At 45.4% G+C, this 16,582-nt stretch carries 15 protein-coding genes; 6 read left to right on the top strand and 9 right to left on the bottom strand.

Annotated elements, in window-relative coordinates; translation table 11 throughout:
* The first annotated feature begins 532 nt into the window (after positions 1-532).
* The 4 genes from dnaE (at position 533) to ABZR88_RS17365 (ending at position 5,754) form a co-directional block, all read left to right on the top strand.
* Entirely contained in the window at positions 533-4,123 is a 3,591-nt protein-coding gene (dnaE, locus tag ABZR88_RS17380) for a DNA polymerase III subunit alpha (RefSeq protein WP_107827236.1), read from the top strand.
* 47 nt (positions 4,124-4,170) lie between these two features.
* Positions 4,171-5,055 (top strand): TraB/GumN family protein, encoded by an 885-nt coding sequence (locus tag ABZR88_RS17375; protein WP_107827235.1) that lies wholly within the window; start codon positions 4,171-4,173, stop codon positions 5,053-5,055.
* 30 nt (positions 5,056-5,085) lie between these two features.
* Positions 5,086-5,298 (top strand): hypothetical protein, encoded by a 213-nt coding sequence (locus ABZR88_RS17370; protein WP_107827234.1) that lies wholly within the window; start codon positions 5,086-5,088, stop codon positions 5,296-5,298.
* 159 nt (positions 5,299-5,457) lie between these two features.
* Positions 5,458-5,754: a GIY-YIG nuclease family protein gene (locus ABZR88_RS17365; RefSeq protein ID WP_211309749.1), complete on the top strand. Its 297-nt coding sequence runs from the start codon at positions 5,458-5,460 to the stop codon at positions 5,752-5,754.
* A gap of 138 nt (positions 5,755-5,892) precedes the next feature.
* Here ABZR88_RS17365 and ABZR88_RS17360 read toward each other — a convergent pair whose 3' ends face one another.
* Positions 5,893-6,633, bottom strand: coding sequence for a LytTR family DNA-binding domain-containing protein (locus tag ABZR88_RS17360; RefSeq protein WP_107827233.1), 741 nt, complete (start codon positions 6,631-6,633; stop codon positions 5,893-5,895).
* Between the two features lies 1 nt (position 6,634).
* Complete coding sequence (locus tag ABZR88_RS17355; protein ID WP_107827232.1) at positions 6,635-7,648, bottom strand: sensor histidine kinase; 1,014 nt, start codon at positions 7,646-7,648, stop codon at positions 6,635-6,637.
* Between the two features lie 210 nt (positions 7,649-7,858).
* Here ABZR88_RS17355 and ABZR88_RS17350 point away from each other — a divergent pair, with 210 nt between their 5' ends.
* Positions 7,859-8,077, top strand: coding sequence for a hypothetical protein (locus ABZR88_RS17350; protein WP_107827231.1), 219 nt, complete (start codon positions 7,859-7,861; stop codon positions 8,075-8,077).
* Between the two features lie 155 nt (positions 8,078-8,232).
* Here ABZR88_RS17350 and ABZR88_RS17345 read toward each other — a convergent pair whose 3' ends face one another.
* The 7 genes from ABZR88_RS17345 to ABZR88_RS17315 all read right to left on the bottom strand — a co-directional run bounded on the left by ABZR88_RS17345 (position 8,233) and on the right by ABZR88_RS17315 (position 15,461).
* Positions 8,233-9,336 carry a glycosyltransferase family 1 protein gene (locus tag ABZR88_RS17345; protein WP_107827230.1) on the bottom strand — a complete coding sequence of 368 codons (1,104 nt, stop codon included), beginning with the start codon at positions 9,334-9,336 and terminating at the stop codon, positions 8,233-8,235.
* Positions 9,329-10,084 (bottom strand): glycosyltransferase, encoded by a 756-nt coding sequence (locus tag ABZR88_RS17340; RefSeq protein WP_107827229.1) that lies wholly within the window; start codon positions 10,082-10,084, stop codon positions 9,329-9,331. The genes ABZR88_RS17345 and ABZR88_RS17340 overlap by 8 nt, the downstream gene beginning before the upstream one ends.
* Before the next feature lies 1 nt (position 10,085).
* Complete coding sequence (locus tag ABZR88_RS17335) at positions 10,086-11,021, bottom strand: glycosyltransferase family 2 protein (protein WP_107827228.1); 936 nt, start codon at positions 11,019-11,021, stop codon at positions 10,086-10,088.
* 1 nt (position 11,022) lies between these two features.
* Complete coding sequence (locus tag ABZR88_RS17330; protein ID WP_107827227.1) at positions 11,023-12,852, bottom strand: ABC transporter ATP-binding protein; 1,830 nt, start codon at positions 12,850-12,852, stop codon at positions 11,023-11,025.
* Between the two features lie 105 nt (positions 12,853-12,957).
* Entirely contained in the window at positions 12,958-13,491 is a 534-nt protein-coding gene (locus ABZR88_RS17325) for an AAA family ATPase (RefSeq protein WP_107827226.1), read from the bottom strand.
* Complete coding sequence (locus ABZR88_RS17320) at positions 13,488-14,465, bottom strand: glycosyl transferase family 90 (RefSeq protein WP_107827225.1); 978 nt, start codon at positions 14,463-14,465, stop codon at positions 13,488-13,490. Before ABZR88_RS17320 ends, ABZR88_RS17325 begins: the two co-directional genes overlap by 4 nt.
* A 3-nt stretch (positions 14,466-14,468) precedes the next feature.
* Positions 14,469-15,461, bottom strand: a complete 993-nt coding sequence (locus ABZR88_RS17315) for a glycosyltransferase family 2 protein (protein ID WP_107827224.1) — start codon at positions 15,459-15,461, stop codon at positions 14,469-14,471.
* Between the two features lie 162 nt (positions 15,462-15,623).
* Between ABZR88_RS17315 and meaB the strand changes: the two genes are divergently transcribed.
* Positions 15,624-16,532, top strand: coding sequence for a methylmalonyl Co-A mutase-associated GTPase MeaB (gene meaB / locus ABZR88_RS17310; RefSeq protein WP_107827223.1), 909 nt, complete (start codon positions 15,624-15,626; stop codon positions 16,530-16,532).
* The last annotated feature ends 50 nt before the right edge of the window (positions 16,533-16,582 follow it).

The raw sequence follows: 16,582 nt of genomic DNA, 5'->3' as shown, positions 1-16,582 counted from the left end.
TCGGTTTTTCAACAAAGAGAGGGGGAATGTTGTTTTAAGAAGGTTACGCTTAGCGGTGGAGGAGGAGCAGAATGGGTATTTATCGTGATGGTGAGGTGGGTTTAACGGAGGGAAATTTCTGTCTGCGTTGTCATTCTGTGTGATAGAATCCCGGCGGCCTATGAGGGTGCAATGACAAACGAGAGGGCTGTCAGTCTGAGCTTGTCGAAGACTCGCGCGGAGAGGCCCACCCGCCATGCTTCGACAGAGCTCAGCATGACATCCCTTTTTAACTTGTCATGGGTAGTAATAGCGAAGAACTATTCTCTTGAGCGAAAGCGAAAAACCTCTGCGGACTGGCTAGCAGGATTATCCTCAGAGATACTTCGTGCCTCAGCATGACATGTTGGTAAGGCATCAAACCAGATTGCTTCGTGCCTCGCTATGACGTAGTGGAAAACGTTATCCACCAATTATCAACACGCTTCCATCCGCCAGCTCTTTTTAATAGATTTGTTAGTTGCTAATAGATTAGTGTTAAAGATTCTTCGTCATGCCAGATTTCTCTCATCTTCACGTACATACCCAGTTCTCGCTGTTAGACGGCGCGGCCGATATTTCTAAACTTTACAAGAAAGCGGCGGCCGACGGGATGAAGGCCCTGGCCATTACAGACCATGGTAACATGTTTGGCGTGTTCAAGTTTGTGGCTGAGGCGGGTAAGCACAACGTAAAGCCTATTGTAGGCTGTGAGTTTTATGTGGTGGAAGACCGCCATGTAAAACAGTTTACCAAAGAGAAGCGGGACGTGCGCTGCCACCAGTTGTTGCTGGCAAAAAATCCGCAGGGATATAAAAACCTAGTGAAGCTGTGCTCGTTGGGTTATATGGAGGGTTTGTATAGTAAATGGCCGCGTATTGATAAGGAGCTGATCCTGAAATATCATGAAGGACTGATTGCTACTACCTGCTGTATTGGTGCGTCGGTACCGCAGGCCATCCTGAAGAAAAGTGAGGCTGAGGCCGAAGAAGAATTTAGATGGTGGCTGGACCTATTTGGTGAGGATTATTACATCGAGCTGCAACGCCACGAGATCCCTGAGCAAACTACCATTAACAACGTACTGCTCAAGTTTGCCAAGAAATATAATGTAAAGGTGATTTGTTCAAACGATTCGCATTATGTGGATCAGCAGGATGCTAACGCACACGATATTTTGCTGTGCGTTAACACCGGCGATATGCAAAGCACCCCAATTGCAACGGACGAGGAAGGCGGCAAAGGCTATCGTTTCGGTTTTCCGAATGATCAGTTTTATTTTAAAACGCAGGCCGAGATGGGCCAGCTATTTCATGACCTGCCCGAATCACTGGATAATACCAACGAAATTGTTGACAAGGTAGAGGTGCTGAAGTTGAAGCGCGATATCATGCTGCCCAACTACCCGATACCGCCAGAGTTTAAGATCCACGATGGCCCTGAATCTGACACGCTGAACCAGTGGGAATACCTGAAACACTTAACCTTCACCGGGGCTAAAGAGCGTTATATTGATATTACCCCAGAGGCGGAGGAACGCATCAACTTTGAGTTGTTTACCATTCGTACCATGGGTTTTGCGGGTTACTTCCTCATTGTGGCCGATTTTATTAAGGCTGGCCGGGATATGGGTGTGTTTATCGGTCCGGGCCGTGGTTCGGCAGCGGGATCGGTGGTGGCTTTCTGTATCGGTATTACTAACATCGACCCGATAAAATATAACCTGCTGTTCGAGAGGTTCCTGAACCCCGACCGTAAGTCAATGCCCGATATTGATACCGACTTTGACGACGAGGGTCGGCAAAAGGTAATTGATTATGTGGTTGATAAATATGGCAAGAACCAGGTGGCGCAGATCATTACTTATGGTTCTATGGCTGCCCGTACCAGTATCCAGGACGTGGGCCGGGTGCTGGATATGCCGCTGAGCGATGTGAACACCATCAAAAAACTGGTGCCCGATACGCTGGGTGTTACCCTGCGCCAGGCTATTGAACAGGTGCCCGAACTGCAGGAGATCTACAAAGCCAATACCTTGCAAGGTACCGTACTGCGCGAGGCTGAAAAGTTGGAAGGTTCGGTACGTAACACCGGTGTGCACGCTGCAGGTATTATTATTGCGCCAGACGATTTGACCACTATTGTACCGGTTGCTACCGCTAAGGACTCTGATCTGTTGGTTACCCAATATGATGGCCGTGTAATTGAGGATGCGGGCGTAATTAAGATGGACTTTCTGGGTCTGAAGACCCTCACCATTATCAAAGGTGCCCTGCGGATGATCAAACAAAACCATGGCGAAGAGATTGATATAGATTTGCTGCCGCTGGATGATCAGATGACTTTTGAACTTTACCAGCGTGGCGATACCAACGGTACGTTCCAGTTTGAAAGTGACGGTATGCAAATGTACCTGCGCGATCTGAAGCCCGATAAGTTTGAAGACTTAATTGCCATGAACGCCCTTTACCGTCCGGGCCCGATAGAGTACATCCCTAACTTTATTGCCCGTAAACATGGTAAAGAACCGATTACTTATGATTTGCCGGACATGGAGGAATACCTGTCAGAATCATACGGTATTACCGTTTACCAGGAACAGGTGATGCTGCTGTCGCAGAAGTTGGCCGGCTTTAGTAAAGGCGATGCCGACGTGCTGCGTAAGGCCATGGGTAAAAAGCAGATTGAGATCCTCAATAAGATGGAGGCCCAGTTTATGGACGGCGCCATCGCTAAAGGACACCCTAAAGACAAACTGGCAAAAATATGGACTGACTGGAAGGCCTTTGCCCAATATGCCTTCAATAAATCGCACTCTACGTGTTATGCGCTGGTGGCTTACCAAACTGCCTGGCTCAAGGCCCACTACCCGGCAGAGTACATGGCATCGGTATTGAATAACCAGAACAGCATTGATAAAATTTCCTTCTTTATGGAGGAATGCCGCCGCATGGGCATCCCGGTACTTGGTCCGGATGTGAACGAGAGTGGTAATGCCTTTGCCGTAAACAAGAAAGGCGAGATCCGTTTCGGTTTGTCGGGCGTGAAAGGTGTGGGTGAGAAAGCGGTAGAAAGCATTATTGAAGAGCGCGAGGCAAATGGCGCGTTTGAAACCGTTTATGATTTTGCCCGCCGGTCAAACGTACGTACGGTTAATAAGAAATCATACGAGAATTTGGTTTACGGTGGCGCGTTTGATTGTTTCCCTGTCCACCGGGCACAGTTCTTCGGCAAGACCGAGAATGTGAACCTTACAGGTATCGAGCGTTTAATTAAATACGCCAATGATTATCAGAATACCCAAAATAGTACCCAGGCATCGTTGTTTGGTGGAGGTGGTGATATTGCCTCCTTCATCCCCGAACCACCAATGCCGGAAGTGGAAGAATGGGCGCTGATAGAAAAGCTGAAGTTTGAGAAAGATGTGATTGGTATTTATCTGACCGGTCACCCGCTGGATAATTATAAGCTGGAACTGGCCCGCTATTGCAATGCCAGGGTGTCAGACCTGAAAATCATGCAGAAGGCCCGCTCTGCCGAGGGCGGCGAAGATATCCTGGCAGCTTTTAATGACTTGCGCCGCAAAGGAGAGCTATGCATCGGTGGTTTGATGGGCAACGTGCAACATAAAACCACTAAAACGGGTAAGCCATTTGGTACGTTTGTACTGGAAGATTATAACGACTCCTATGAGTTTGCGTTCTTTGGCGATGACTATGTAAAGTTCCGTAACATGCTGATGGACGGCTTTTTTGTGCAGGTAAGGGGTAATATTGAAGAAAAATTCCGCCAGAAAGACAACTGGGATTTGCGCGTAAGCACCATCAACTTGCTGTCTGAACTGCGCGAGAAACTCACCAAATCTATTACTGTAATACTGGATCTACATACGCTAAGTGGCCAACTGTTGGACAACTTAGAAACCATGCTGCAACTGCATGGCGAGAAGTATCCTAACAAAAGCTGCTCCCTCCGTTTCCAGGTGCGCGATCGTGAAGATGCGTTGCTGGTAGACCTGCCATCAAAAAGTTTCAAGGTTAACCCTTGTGATGAATTGCTGACCGAGATACACGAGATTACCAATATGGAGCCGGTGCTGACATAGTCAGGTTAATTTGGAGTGGTTCTAGCTACTGTTTTGAAACCTATATCATGAAAAAAATCTTATCACTTGCCTGCGTCGTTCTGCTTTTGTGTACGGCTTGCCATGCGCAGTCAAAGCCAACGCAGTATACTAATAGTGGCTTGCTTTGGGAAATAAGCGGCAACGGACTAAAATCGCCTTCTTATCTTTTCGGTACCTATCATTTGGCGGGTAAGAGCTTTGCTGACAGCCTGAGTACAATTAAAGAGAAGTTTAATACGTGCACCGCAGTTGTCGGCGAGATACTAATCAGTAAGACGGATATGTATAAGATGATGCCCGCTATGATGTTGCGTGGCACTACGCTCGATAAGCTTTTTACTCCGCAAGAATATCAACAGATTACAGAGGCCACCAAGCAAATAACTGGTTCAGACATGTTGCGGTTTAACGGCCTTAAGCCATCGGCGTTAACTGTGGTTTACATGACTACGGTAGCACCAAGAACCATATCCAGTGCCAACCCGGCACTGGATGAGTATTTTCAAACCGAGGGGAAAAGCCGCAAAGACACCATAATTGGTTTAGAGAGTTTGCAGGAGCAGATAGACCTGCTGCTAAACGGCAGCATGGAAAGCCAAAAGAAACATTTGCTGAAATTTGTACAGAAACACGACCTCTACAAGATGCAGATGCAGAAAATGTACCGCCTTTATGAGCAACAGGATATTGATGGGCTGAGTAAAATGTTTTATAGCGACGACGATTACGATCAAGATGAAATGGACGCATTGCTGAAAAAACGTAACCTGAAATGGATGCAAGAGTTGCCAGGCATCATGTCTGCACAATCAACCTTTATAGCGGTAGGTGCCGGCCATCTGGTGGGCGAGTATGGGCTGGTTAATCAACTGAAAATGAAAGGGTATACCGTGCGGGCGGTAAAGCTGTAACTGGCCGGAAATTTGTTATATTTGAGTATCATGATTTCCATAAATCTTTCCATAGATCAATTAGCTGATGCTGTTAGAAAGCTTGACTCGACAGAAAAAGAGCAATTGCTGCAAGTACTGCAGGAGGGCGATTTTTCTTTGTCGGATGAACAGGAGTTAATTCTGAAAGAAAGGGATGAAGCATTAGAGTCAGGGTATATGAAAACATGTACAGTTGAGGATCTGAAAGAACGTTTGAACTAACAGATAATCTCATTTCCCTATAAGTCATGCCGAACTTGTTTCGGTACCCCACATGCTAAGTCGTAGCGATCTGTATGGCCATTGATTACCACCCTAATGAGGTGCCGAAACAAGTTCGGCATGACGTAGGGGTAGTAGACTAAATATTGATCTTATAATATGTTGAATCAAGGCTATGTTTATATTATGACGAATGCTTATAGAACCACCTTCTATATTGGGGTAACAGCTAATCTGAGAAGCAGGGTTTGGCAACATACAAATGGAGAAGGGTCAGTTTTTGTAAAAAGATACAGATTGTTCGATCTGGTTTACCACGAATATTTTGAGAAAATAACAGACGCCATTAATCGTGAAAAGCAATTAAAAAATTGGCATCATGAATGGAAGATTAATCTAATTAAAGCTGCAAATCCTGAAATGAAAGATTTGAAAAGCGAATTAGAATTGATTTGAATTTCTGTTATATCTCAGGTCATGCCGAATTTATTTCGACATCTCACAAGCTAAGTTAACCAAGCGATTTCCTGTCAACGATTGCCGTCCTGATGAGGTGCCGAAATAAATTCGGCATGACTTAGAATAACCTTCCTCTTACACATTCCTATCCTCAATCACCTTAAAAAACTGATCGCGGTAAGTATCGCCTACGGGGATGATTTTATCGCCAATGAAGATACGGCTGCGCTCAATGCTGTCTATTTTATTGAGGGCGACGATGTATGATTTATGCACCCGCACAAAATGGCGTTCAGGCAGGGCGTCTTCCATCTTCTTCATGTTTTGCAGGGTAATGATACGTTCCTCTTCGGTGAAGATGGAAATGTAATCTTTCAACCCCTCGATAAACATAATATCGTGCAGGTAAACCTTTTGGATCTTATGTTCGGTTTTTACGAAGATAAAATCGCTCTGAAAATCTGATTGAGGCGCCTGTGGTATAGGTTGTGGTGCTTCTGCCTGCTGATTTTTTTGTGTTGGGTTGATAATGCCCTGAGCTTTTTGGGCCGATTTAAAGAAGCGATCGAACGCAATGGGCTTCAACAGATAATCAATCACGTCTAGCTCATATCCTTCCAAAGCATATTGCGGATAGGCGGTGGTTAAAATCACTTTGGCTTTACCGTTAGAGATTTTCAGGAACTGGATGCCGGTAAGCTCGGGCATCTGCACGTCAAGATACACCAGATCTACCCCGCCATCCTGTACCAAAGTAAGTGCCTCGATAGGATTGGTGGTGGCTTTAACCAGCTGTAAGAAAGGGATTTTATTAATATAATCTTCTATGATGTGCAGGGCCAAAGGCTCGTCATCAACTACCAGGCATCTGATCATGCTATAAAATTAAGGATAATTCGCAAGTGTAGGTATCGGCCTCATCATGTATTTCCAGTTTGTACTGGCCGGGGTAAAGGAGGTCCAGGCGGCGCTTTACGTTGTTAAGACCTATGCCGCCCACCGCATCGCGATTGTGTAAGTGTTTTTTATTGTGCATATAGAACGACAGATTTCCGTCGGATACAGCAATTATCATCTTAATAGGATGTTCCGGATCATTAGCCACGCCATGCTTAAAGGCGTTTTCAATAAAGGCAATAAGCAGCAATGGCACAATGCGCTGAACGGTTACCTGGCCTTTCACCTCAAAATCTACATAAGCCTTTTTACCGAAGCGGATAAGTTGCAGGTCAATATAGTTCTGCAGGTATTGCAGCTCTTTAGCCAGGTCAACCTTGTTGTCATTACTCTCATACAGCATGTAGCGCATAATCTCAGAGAGCTTTAAGATGGCCTCGGGCGTGGTATCTGATTTTTGGTAAGCCAGTGAGTAAATGCTATTGAGGGAGTTGAATAGAAAATGCGGATTGATCTGCGATTTCAGGAAGGCCAGCTCCGCAGCCAACCGTTGATTTTCCAGGTCGCGTTGTACACGCTCGTTAGTAAACCAGTCGATAGAGAACTGTAGTACGATGCTCAGAAAAATAAAGATCAGACTGGTTAAAAACGTATTGAAGAAATAGTTGACAAAGTGCAACGGCTCGTGTTTCATCTGCCCATGCATCATGGTCCAGAAATGGAAGGCCAGCGCATATTTTATTAGGCCGAAGGCTGCCATACTTATCAGCACCGCGCCGATATACAATTTATATTTTTTAAGATCCAGAAACCGGGGAATAAGCAGCAGGTAGTTAAGGTAAAACAGCCCGATATTAACTATACCAAAAACACCGAAAATAATGAGTACCGCCTGGATACTGATCTTGGCGCTGTTATGCGCAACAAAAACAAAAAAGAGGATCATAGATACCCAGAAGCACGTATGCCAGAATATCTGCCAGATTTTTTTCATCAATTAAATGTAATACAAACTCCGTTAAAACACCTGTTGTATTATATGTACCCCGGTTTTTTACCGATGAACAGGCGTTTATACCCGATCAACCGTTCGGTGGCTGTTAATTGCCGTTCATCTATGAAAGGCGGCCGTTGGTCTAATACTTTTTAGCAGATTAAACCTTTGCTGTTTCTTTGTTTCATCAAATCAATCACAAACAACACCATGAAAAAACTAATATCAAACTCAAACCCCTTTATGCTGATACTGATACCGGTATTATTTGCAATGGTAATGGGTGTTAGCTACCAGTTTGAGCAAAAAGCAAAAGCCGAAGTTGATGGCCTGAGCATGACCAACGTTAAACAGTCTACGTCGCTGTTTATCAAAGGTGTGCATATGGTAAAAGCCATCTGCGGCGTTGCTACAGAAAATGTGTGGTGAATCCTGTAAACGGATCAAAGGAAATAAACGTTAACAGCGTTATAAAAGATAGGGGGATGATTTTTCATCCCCTTTTTCTGTTTTTAGTAATTAGCAATAAAACATTTTGTCATTGCGAGGAACGTGAGGGTTGAGCAGTGGGGTGACAAATATTATTACTTCCCTGCCACCTTCCGATACAATTCCAACGTTTTCGCCTTCTGTTTTTCTACGGGGAATAACTTCAATCGCTCCCCGCCTTTATTAATCAAACCTGTACGCAGTGTGCTGTCGTCCAGCACCGCTTTAATGGCTTGATAGATCTCCGCTGTTTCATACGGATTAAAATATTGCACGGCATCGCCACCAATCTCCGGGAAGCAGCTGGTATTGCTGGCTGCCACCGGTGCGCCTGCCTTAAAGGCTTCCAGCAGGGGATAGCCAAAGCCCTCATAAAGCGACGGAAATACAAATACCTGCGCATGTTGATACAAGTAGTTGAGCTGTGCATCGGTAACATTGTATTGATGGCACCTGTTATTTAAATGCAGGCGTTGTATGGCCAGGGCATCGGCAACCTGCGGCTGACCACCACCGGCCAACACCACATGCAGGTCAGGATACTCGCGCAGCAGTTGTGCGCAGGCCTCTGCAAAGCGGAAGAAGTTTTTATAGTTGCCACGTTCGCCCACAAACAAAATATAGTTTTCGGGTAGGCCGGGTACTGGTTCAAATTGCAGTGGGGTTTGCAGGTCCAGACCATGGTGAATCATGGTGATCTTCTCTGCCGGGATGTTGAGCAATTGCATCAAATCACGACGGGTGGATTCTGATATGGCAATCACCGCGTCGGCCCGTTCGGTAGTTTGTTGTTTGTGGCGGGGCGTAATATCGGTATTGGTAAAATACTCGGGCAGGGCCTCATAGATCATGTCATGCATGGTGATGACATAAGGCTTTTTAACCCGTTTTAGAAAATAGGGGTGGAAGTAAGTCGGGTGAAAAACATCGTAGTCGCTACCACCAATTGCCCGTTTACTGTATTGTTTGTTCCATTTATACTGGCGGCGGGCATCCCCATCCAGCAGCCACCGACCCACAAAATTATTGAGTGGCAGGTGCTCATTGCGGATGTAATAGTTATTGCTGTAAAGTGCCCCAACGCGATAGTCAAACTCCGGATCGGTTTTCAGCGCGTCAATCAGCGCCGCAAAATACCGGGTGATACCGCCATAGCGCTGTTCGCTGAATTTCTGGTGATCAAACAGTACTTTAACCATTGCTGATGATGCGGAAAAATGTTTTGAACCAGCCAATGGTACGATTCAGATAACGATAATAAGCCGAACGACCGAGATGTTTTTTAAACAGCTTGTTACGGTCTTTCTCAAACTCGGCGTCTTTCTCATGCGTAGAGAAACCACCCTCCGGGAAACCGGCCACCAGCAGCGGGCGATGCTCAAACCTGAATTTGTCATTACCCCACAGCAGCAGGTTCAAATGATAATCGGCATACACACGGTAGCGGGTTTCATACTGATACTTATCAAATACCGCACGCGGGTAAAACAGCGATTGATGGATAAAGTTGAGCTTGGTCAGGTAATAGGCGTTGTATATTTTGCTGTAGTATTTGCCGTAATAAATGGTATCACCATAATAAATGGTGTTCTTGTCTTTTAGTTGGGCAACCATTTGGGTAAAGCCTTCTTTCAGGTAGTCATCGGCGCCCAAAAAGTATAGCCATTGGCCGCGGGCGCAAATTACGCCTTTGTTCATGGCGTCATAAATGCCGTTGTCGGCCTCACTTAGCCAGTAGTCAATATCGTTACCGTTTTGTTGCAGCAGGTATAAGGTAGCATCTATGCTTCTGCCGTCAATAATAATCAGTTCAACGTCATCACTTAGGTAGGGCTTTACGTTTTCAAAGTAGTCATACAGCAAATTAGCTGCGTTATAGGTAACCGTGATGATGCTTACTTTGGGCGTTTTGCCTTTGCCAAATATGCGTTTCCCGCCTTCTATCATATCAGTTAAACAGTTTTTTCAATAGGTAACCCCAGGCATATTTCAATGAGAAATTGAACTTGCTCAGGGCAGATTTTTTCTGAATGTACAGCAAGCTGTCGCGACGGTTGAAGATAAACCAAAATAACCTGAAAGAAAAATAACTGTGCATGCGCATGTCCATTAATTTGAAATAGCGCTGTTTAAAAGCCTGATCTGTATTGTATGGATAGCCGGCAAAAGCCGCTGCGATAGCATGCAGTTTTTCAATACGTAATAACGAGTCTTTCTTTTTGGCCTCACCGCGATCTTGCCGCAAAATATTGGTGTTGGCCTGTGTATGCTGCCGGTATTTGACCAGTACATCATTAATAAAAGTGACGCCGCCGTTATTGCAGGCCATATAGGTGAGCCACCAGTCATGAATAACCTCGCGGTTAAACCCCGTGAAATATTTTAATAGCTCGCGGTTAAACATAAGCGCGTGGCCCGATACACAGTTTTCCAGTAAGAAAATGTTGGCATTGGTGCCCGCGTAGAAATTGCGTACGTCTGATACTTTTCTGCCGATAGACAGTCCCTGCTCGTCAATAAACTCAGAGTCGTGGTAGATGAGTGCGGCGTTGCCGATGTTTTGCAGCAACAGTTCTATTTTGTTCAGTTCCCAGATATCATCCTGATCGGCCAGAGCAATGTACTGTCCTTTACAGAGCGATATGGCTTTCTCAAAGTTTTTGATATAGCCCAGATTTTCAGTGTTGCGATGAATGCTGAAGTTGGTATGCCGCGCAGCAAATTGCTCGAGGATATTTACAGTATCATCCTTAGAAACATCATCAACTGCAATAATTTCAATATTAGGATAAGTTTGCCCAACCAGGGTTTCCAATTGTTGCGCCAGGTATTGGGCGCCGTTGTAGGTGCACAGGGCAATGGAAACCAGTGGCTTGTCGGTCATATTAATTAAAAGTTTGCATGTCAATCAGACGGCGATATACGCCATTGTGTGCCATCAACTCCTGGTGAGTGCCTTGTTCGGCAATTTCGCCCTGATCAAGTACAACAATCAAATCTGCATTCTGAATAGTACTTAAACGGTGAGCAATGATGAGCGATGTGCGGTTCTGCATCAGGTTATTCAATGCTTCTTGCACCAGTTTTTCAGATTCGGTATCCAGAGCCGATGTAGCTTCATCCAGCAGCATGATGGGCGGGTTGTTTAATACCGCACGGGCAATACAAATGCGCTGGCGCTGGCCGCCCGAAAGTTTTGAACCACGATCGCCGATGTTAGTTTGGTAGCCTTCTTCTTTTTCGCAGATAAAGTTGTGGGCGTTGGCAATGCGTGCCGCTGCCTCTACCTGTTCCATGGTTACGTCTTGTTTACCAAAGGCAATATTGTTAAAAATAGTATCGTTAAACAGAATCGATTCCTGGTTTACAGTGCCCATCAGTGCACGTAATGAGTCCATGGTTACTGATTGGATGTTTTTTCCATCAATGCAGATCTCGCCGCCTTCTGGTTCGATGAAACGTGGGATCAGGTCCATCATGGTCGACTTGCCACCGCCCGATGGTCCAACCAATGCCACAGTTTTCCCTTTAGCAATAGTAAGGTTGATGCCTTTTAATACTACGCGGCCAGGGTAAGAGAAGATTACATCGCGAAATTCCAGCTTATCGTCGAAAGTGCTGATAGTTTGTGCGCCAGGGCGGTCAACAATTTGTGGTTTCTCGTCAATCAGATTAAGCACGCGTTCGCCGGCGGCAAGGCCTGCATGGATATTGCTAAACGAGTCTGATATGGCTTTAGCCGGACGCATGATTTGCGAGAAAATGGCGATGTAAGAAATAAACTGCGCACCTTTCAAACTGCCCGACTGGTGGTTGAGAATCAAATAACCACCATAAAGTACAATAAACGAGATCATGGTAACAGCCAGCACTTCTGAAACCGGTGATGCCGATTGCTGGCGCTTTGCCATAGACCGCATTATTTTTGAATATCTACGGTTCTCGTTGTCAAAGCGATCTTTTATAAACGTGGTAGCATTAAATGCCTTAATAATTTTTATGCCCTGCAATGACTCGTCAAGGTAGCTAATCATGTTGCCGTATGTTTGTTGAGCGGCAATGGCCTGTGCCTTTAAACGCTTAACAATGCGCGAGATGATAAAGCCCGCAATTGGGACTACTAAAAGTGAGAATAGTGTAAGCTTGGTTGACAATGCAAAGAGCATGATCAGGAAAACGATTAGCTGCACCGGCTCTTTAAAAATTACCTGTAAAGTAGCTGTAACAGAAAACTGTACCACCTGCACGTCTGACGCTACTTTTGAAATGATATCGCCTTTACGCTCATTGTTAAAATAGCCCATGTGCAGGTCCATCACATTGTTAAATACCGAGCGGCGCAGGTTAAGCAGTGTATGCACCCGCAGGTTTTCCATCGTACGGGCCGACAGGTAACGGAACAGGTTACCCAAAAATATGGTGACAATAATGGTTGTACACACAAATTGCAGCGCCCCCCACTCACCATGGTAACGGATGAAGTAGTCCATGTAATAATCATACCAGCCAACCAAATCCCAGTGTGATTTTGGAACGGCAACTACTGCTTTGGCGGCATCTGTATCGATGTTTTTAAAGAGTGTATTGAGCAGGGGAATTAACAAGGTAAACACCGCAGAACTGAATAGTACATACAGCAGTGTAAACAGGATATAAGGAATAGCAAACTTCTCGATCGGTTTGGCGAAGGAAAGCAGCCTTAAATATGTCTTCATCTAAAAATATAAAAAGTTTGCAAAGGTACTGAATTGTAGCCCAAAGCCCAAGGCTGTTTAACAGCCTTTAGTTATTGCAAAACGCAGCCCGGCAGCGTGTAGTATTTATTGATTATGTATGGTTTGTAATATTCGGTCAATGCGTTCATCAGTTGTGGTGTCGTCGGCTATTTCCAGTATCGGGCAACGCATGGTTTGCAGCCACTCCTGGTGATTGCGTAAACTGCGACGGGGCGTGGTATCATCTTCATAGCCGCGGGCCCAGTCCATAAACTCTTTGTAATGAGGTGCGCGCTCGGTATAAATACTTTCGCCGTAACGTTCCAGTTCGCGGTTGTGCAGGCGTTGCATACGTATCTCCTGCGACAGGCGCAGAAATACAATCAGGTCAAACCACTTGTTCCAGTCAATCTCCCAACTAATCATCGAGCCACCAACAATGTAGCTTTCGTGGCGCTCCAGGTCGGCTAACAGCATCGCATTGCGCAGTTCAGGTGGACGCTTAACGGTAAAAGGCTCATCGCTGTCTGCCCAGAAATAGGCATCGCTATCAAAATAAGGGATGTCCATCTGAGCGGCCAGGGCTATCCCTAAAGTAGTTTTCCCTACGCCTGCGGCACCCACAATATGAATTCTCACAACTGTACGGGTTGATCTGTTTGCGATGTATAGTAGAAATACTTTTGCAGCACCAGCAATGAAATCAAATCCTCGCGGCGGCGATCAAAAAACTGGCTCACATATTGATTGGCATTGCGGGCAATGGCCTGTGTTTGGTCCGGATGTGCTATATAATATTGTAGCTGACTTTCCAGATCGCTGTAATCGTCCTTTATTTCGATATAATGCGTACCGGCAATTAACCGGCCTTCCATAAACCAGGTTTCGTATTTGGGTTTGGGCATCACGGCAACGGAGTTTGACGACATGATCCATTTCAGGTTAGTGGCCACATCGTTGCCTTCTAAACTCAAAATGAATTTGTATTGCAGGTGCTCTTCAATGCTAATCTTCGGTTTGATCCATTCAGGCTTGCCGCCCCGGGTATTTACCTGTCCTACATCACACAGCGGATGGTTAAAATACATCTCCATAAAACGCATACGGTGGGCCTGTGTCATGGCTCCGCGACCAATCAGCAGATTTTTCTTATCCTCAAACTTAATATGGTCTTTAATAAAGATGAAATGCCGCTTTTTATCCAGCTTTAGGAGGACGGCATTGCGGTTGTCTCCCTCAATCGGTCGGCTTTTTTGAATGGATGGTTCAGGAAAGGTATGAATGGCATCGCCAAAAACAAAACTCGCTTTAAAGTTCTGGTCAAAGTAGCGGGTGTATTCAAAAGTGTCAAAATTGTAGGTTTTGGGACTTTTGAAGATCTCCATATTTTTCAGGGCGATGGCGTTTTCACCTGGTTGGGTGCGTTTGTTGAGCTTGTTGTAATAGTTTACACGATCGGCCAGATCGGCTTTGTCATAACGATTGATGGCAGTTAGTTTCCGTTGCAGGGCACCACTATATAGGCCAACGGGTATTGCCTGACGCAAGTAATTGATAGCATAATACCCGATTTTGCTGCGCCTGATTGTCGTTCTGAGTTTTCTGAACGCCATAGCTTATGCCTTAAATTGTTTGACGTTTTGGCCCGCTGCCGATTGCTGGATGCGTTTGAACAGGGTCTGTAAACTGACGTGACTGTTATTGGCGTCCATCAGTTTATGTAGTTGCTTACGCGATTTATCAACCTTACGGCCTCCTTTTAGATAGCCTTTATAGCTCTTCCATACCCATCCGCGACCGATAATCAACTTGGGCAACACATCAGTAAACGTAGCCTGCAAAGACCACATCAGCCTGGAAAAACCTTCCAAATGAATGGCGTGTACAAAAAAGCGGTTGCGGTAATAAATACTTTTTACCCATCCTGGCTTAATGGTTTTGGTGGTAGCCGATCCTTTGTGTCGGCAGATAGCGGCATGGTCATAATAACAAACCCATCCTGCGCGCCATGCACGGATGCACAGGTCCATATCCTCGTAGTAAAATGGCGAGTAGATCTCGTCAAACCCACCCATGGCTTTCAGCTTCTGGGTACTTACCAAAGCGTTGGCGCCCGAAAGATAGAAAGTGAGGGTGCGTGCATCGGCTGTCTCTGTATAATAGAAATACTTGGTTTTGATTTTGTAGCCACTAAAGCCGGGCATGCGGGCGGCGTCTTGTATGCGGTCGCCTTCCATGTCTATCATCCTGCCGGTAACACCAAAGGTGTCGGGCTTATCAAAATATTTCCAAAGTGGGGCAAAGTAACCTGGCAGTAGTTTGATGTCTGAGTTGAGCAAAAAGGTAAGCTCATACTGTGCTACTTTGATGCCGTGATTACAGGTGTAAGAAAAACCGCGATTTTTGTCGTTTTGCAAGAGTTTCACTTGCGGATAATGTTGGCGGATAAATGCTACAGAATCATCCTTAGAGCAATCATCAATTACAATAACCTCATAAGCAGCGCCGGTTTCATCAAGGGTTTGAAAGGTATACGGCAAATAATCTTCCAGCAGTTGCCGGCCGTTGTAATTGGGGATGATGACAGAAATAGTACGTGCGCTGCTCAAATTTTTTCAATACGATAAGCGGCAAAGATAATGAGTTTTAGCAAAGACACTTAATCCGAAAGGCATAGCCGAGGAAGGCTTATTAAGTTTTAGAAATTTTGTAGGCCATGCTACTGCTGTAGATTCTTTAAATTTGAACTTGTTTTTATTAACTTACCTATTATGCCTGTTCTCAGTCCAATTGTTAACCCAACTACAGCCGATTTTCGGTCCGTTGCGCGTGCGCTTACGCTGGTAGAGAATGATCTGCCTGGTGCCGAAGCTTTGTTACGGGGTTTGCAGTTTAATGAGCAGGTACCGGTAGTGGGTATTACCGGCCCACCGGGGGCGGGGAAAAGCACTTTGGTAAATGCGCTGATTGAAGAGTTGCTTAAAGACGGTAACAAAGTGGCCGTGTTGGCGATAGATCCTACATCGCCGTTTAATTATGGCTCATTGTTGGGCGATAGGATCCGGATGGCATCGCATTTTAATCACCCCGATGTGTTTATCCGCTCGTTGGCTACGCGCGGTTCTTTAGGAGGACTCTCGGCTAAAACCATAGAACTGGCAGATGTGCTACGTGCATCGGGCTTTGATTATGTGCTGATTGAAACGGTTGGCGTTGGACAAAGCGAAATAGAAATTGCCGGACTAGCCGATATTACTCTTTTGATGCTGGTGCCCGAGAGTGGTGACGAGATACAGAATATCAAATCGGGCGTTATGGAAATTGCCGATGTATATATTATCAATAAGGCAGACAGAGACGGCGCCGATACCTATTATAATACGTTGAAAAAACTAGTGCAGCAGCAACATGCCGAAACACCGGTTATTAAAACCGTTGCGTCGCAAGGTCAGGGCATGGCAGAGTTGGCACATCACATCAAACAACATGCGCCTCAAATCAATCAACGGCGTGCGCTGTTGCTTGCTGATAAAGCCTGGAGCCTCATTCGCGAACGCCGGATGTCGGATGTAGACAAAAAAAAGCTTCGGCAATATATTGCCGAAGCTATGCAAGAGCCAGATTTTAATCTGTATAAGTTTATTTTGGATTTCGAAGGTTCGATTTCTGATTTGGAATAAACTTCCGGTTAATGGGCTTCTGCTATTATTAAACCCGAAATCGAAAATCC

This window comes from Mucilaginibacter yixingensis, from assembly GCF_041080815.1.
Classification (GTDB): Bacteria; Bacteroidota; Bacteroidia; order Sphingobacteriales; family Sphingobacteriaceae; genus Mucilaginibacter; species Mucilaginibacter yixingensis.
This window is presented reverse-complemented; position numbering and strand designations above follow the sequence as displayed.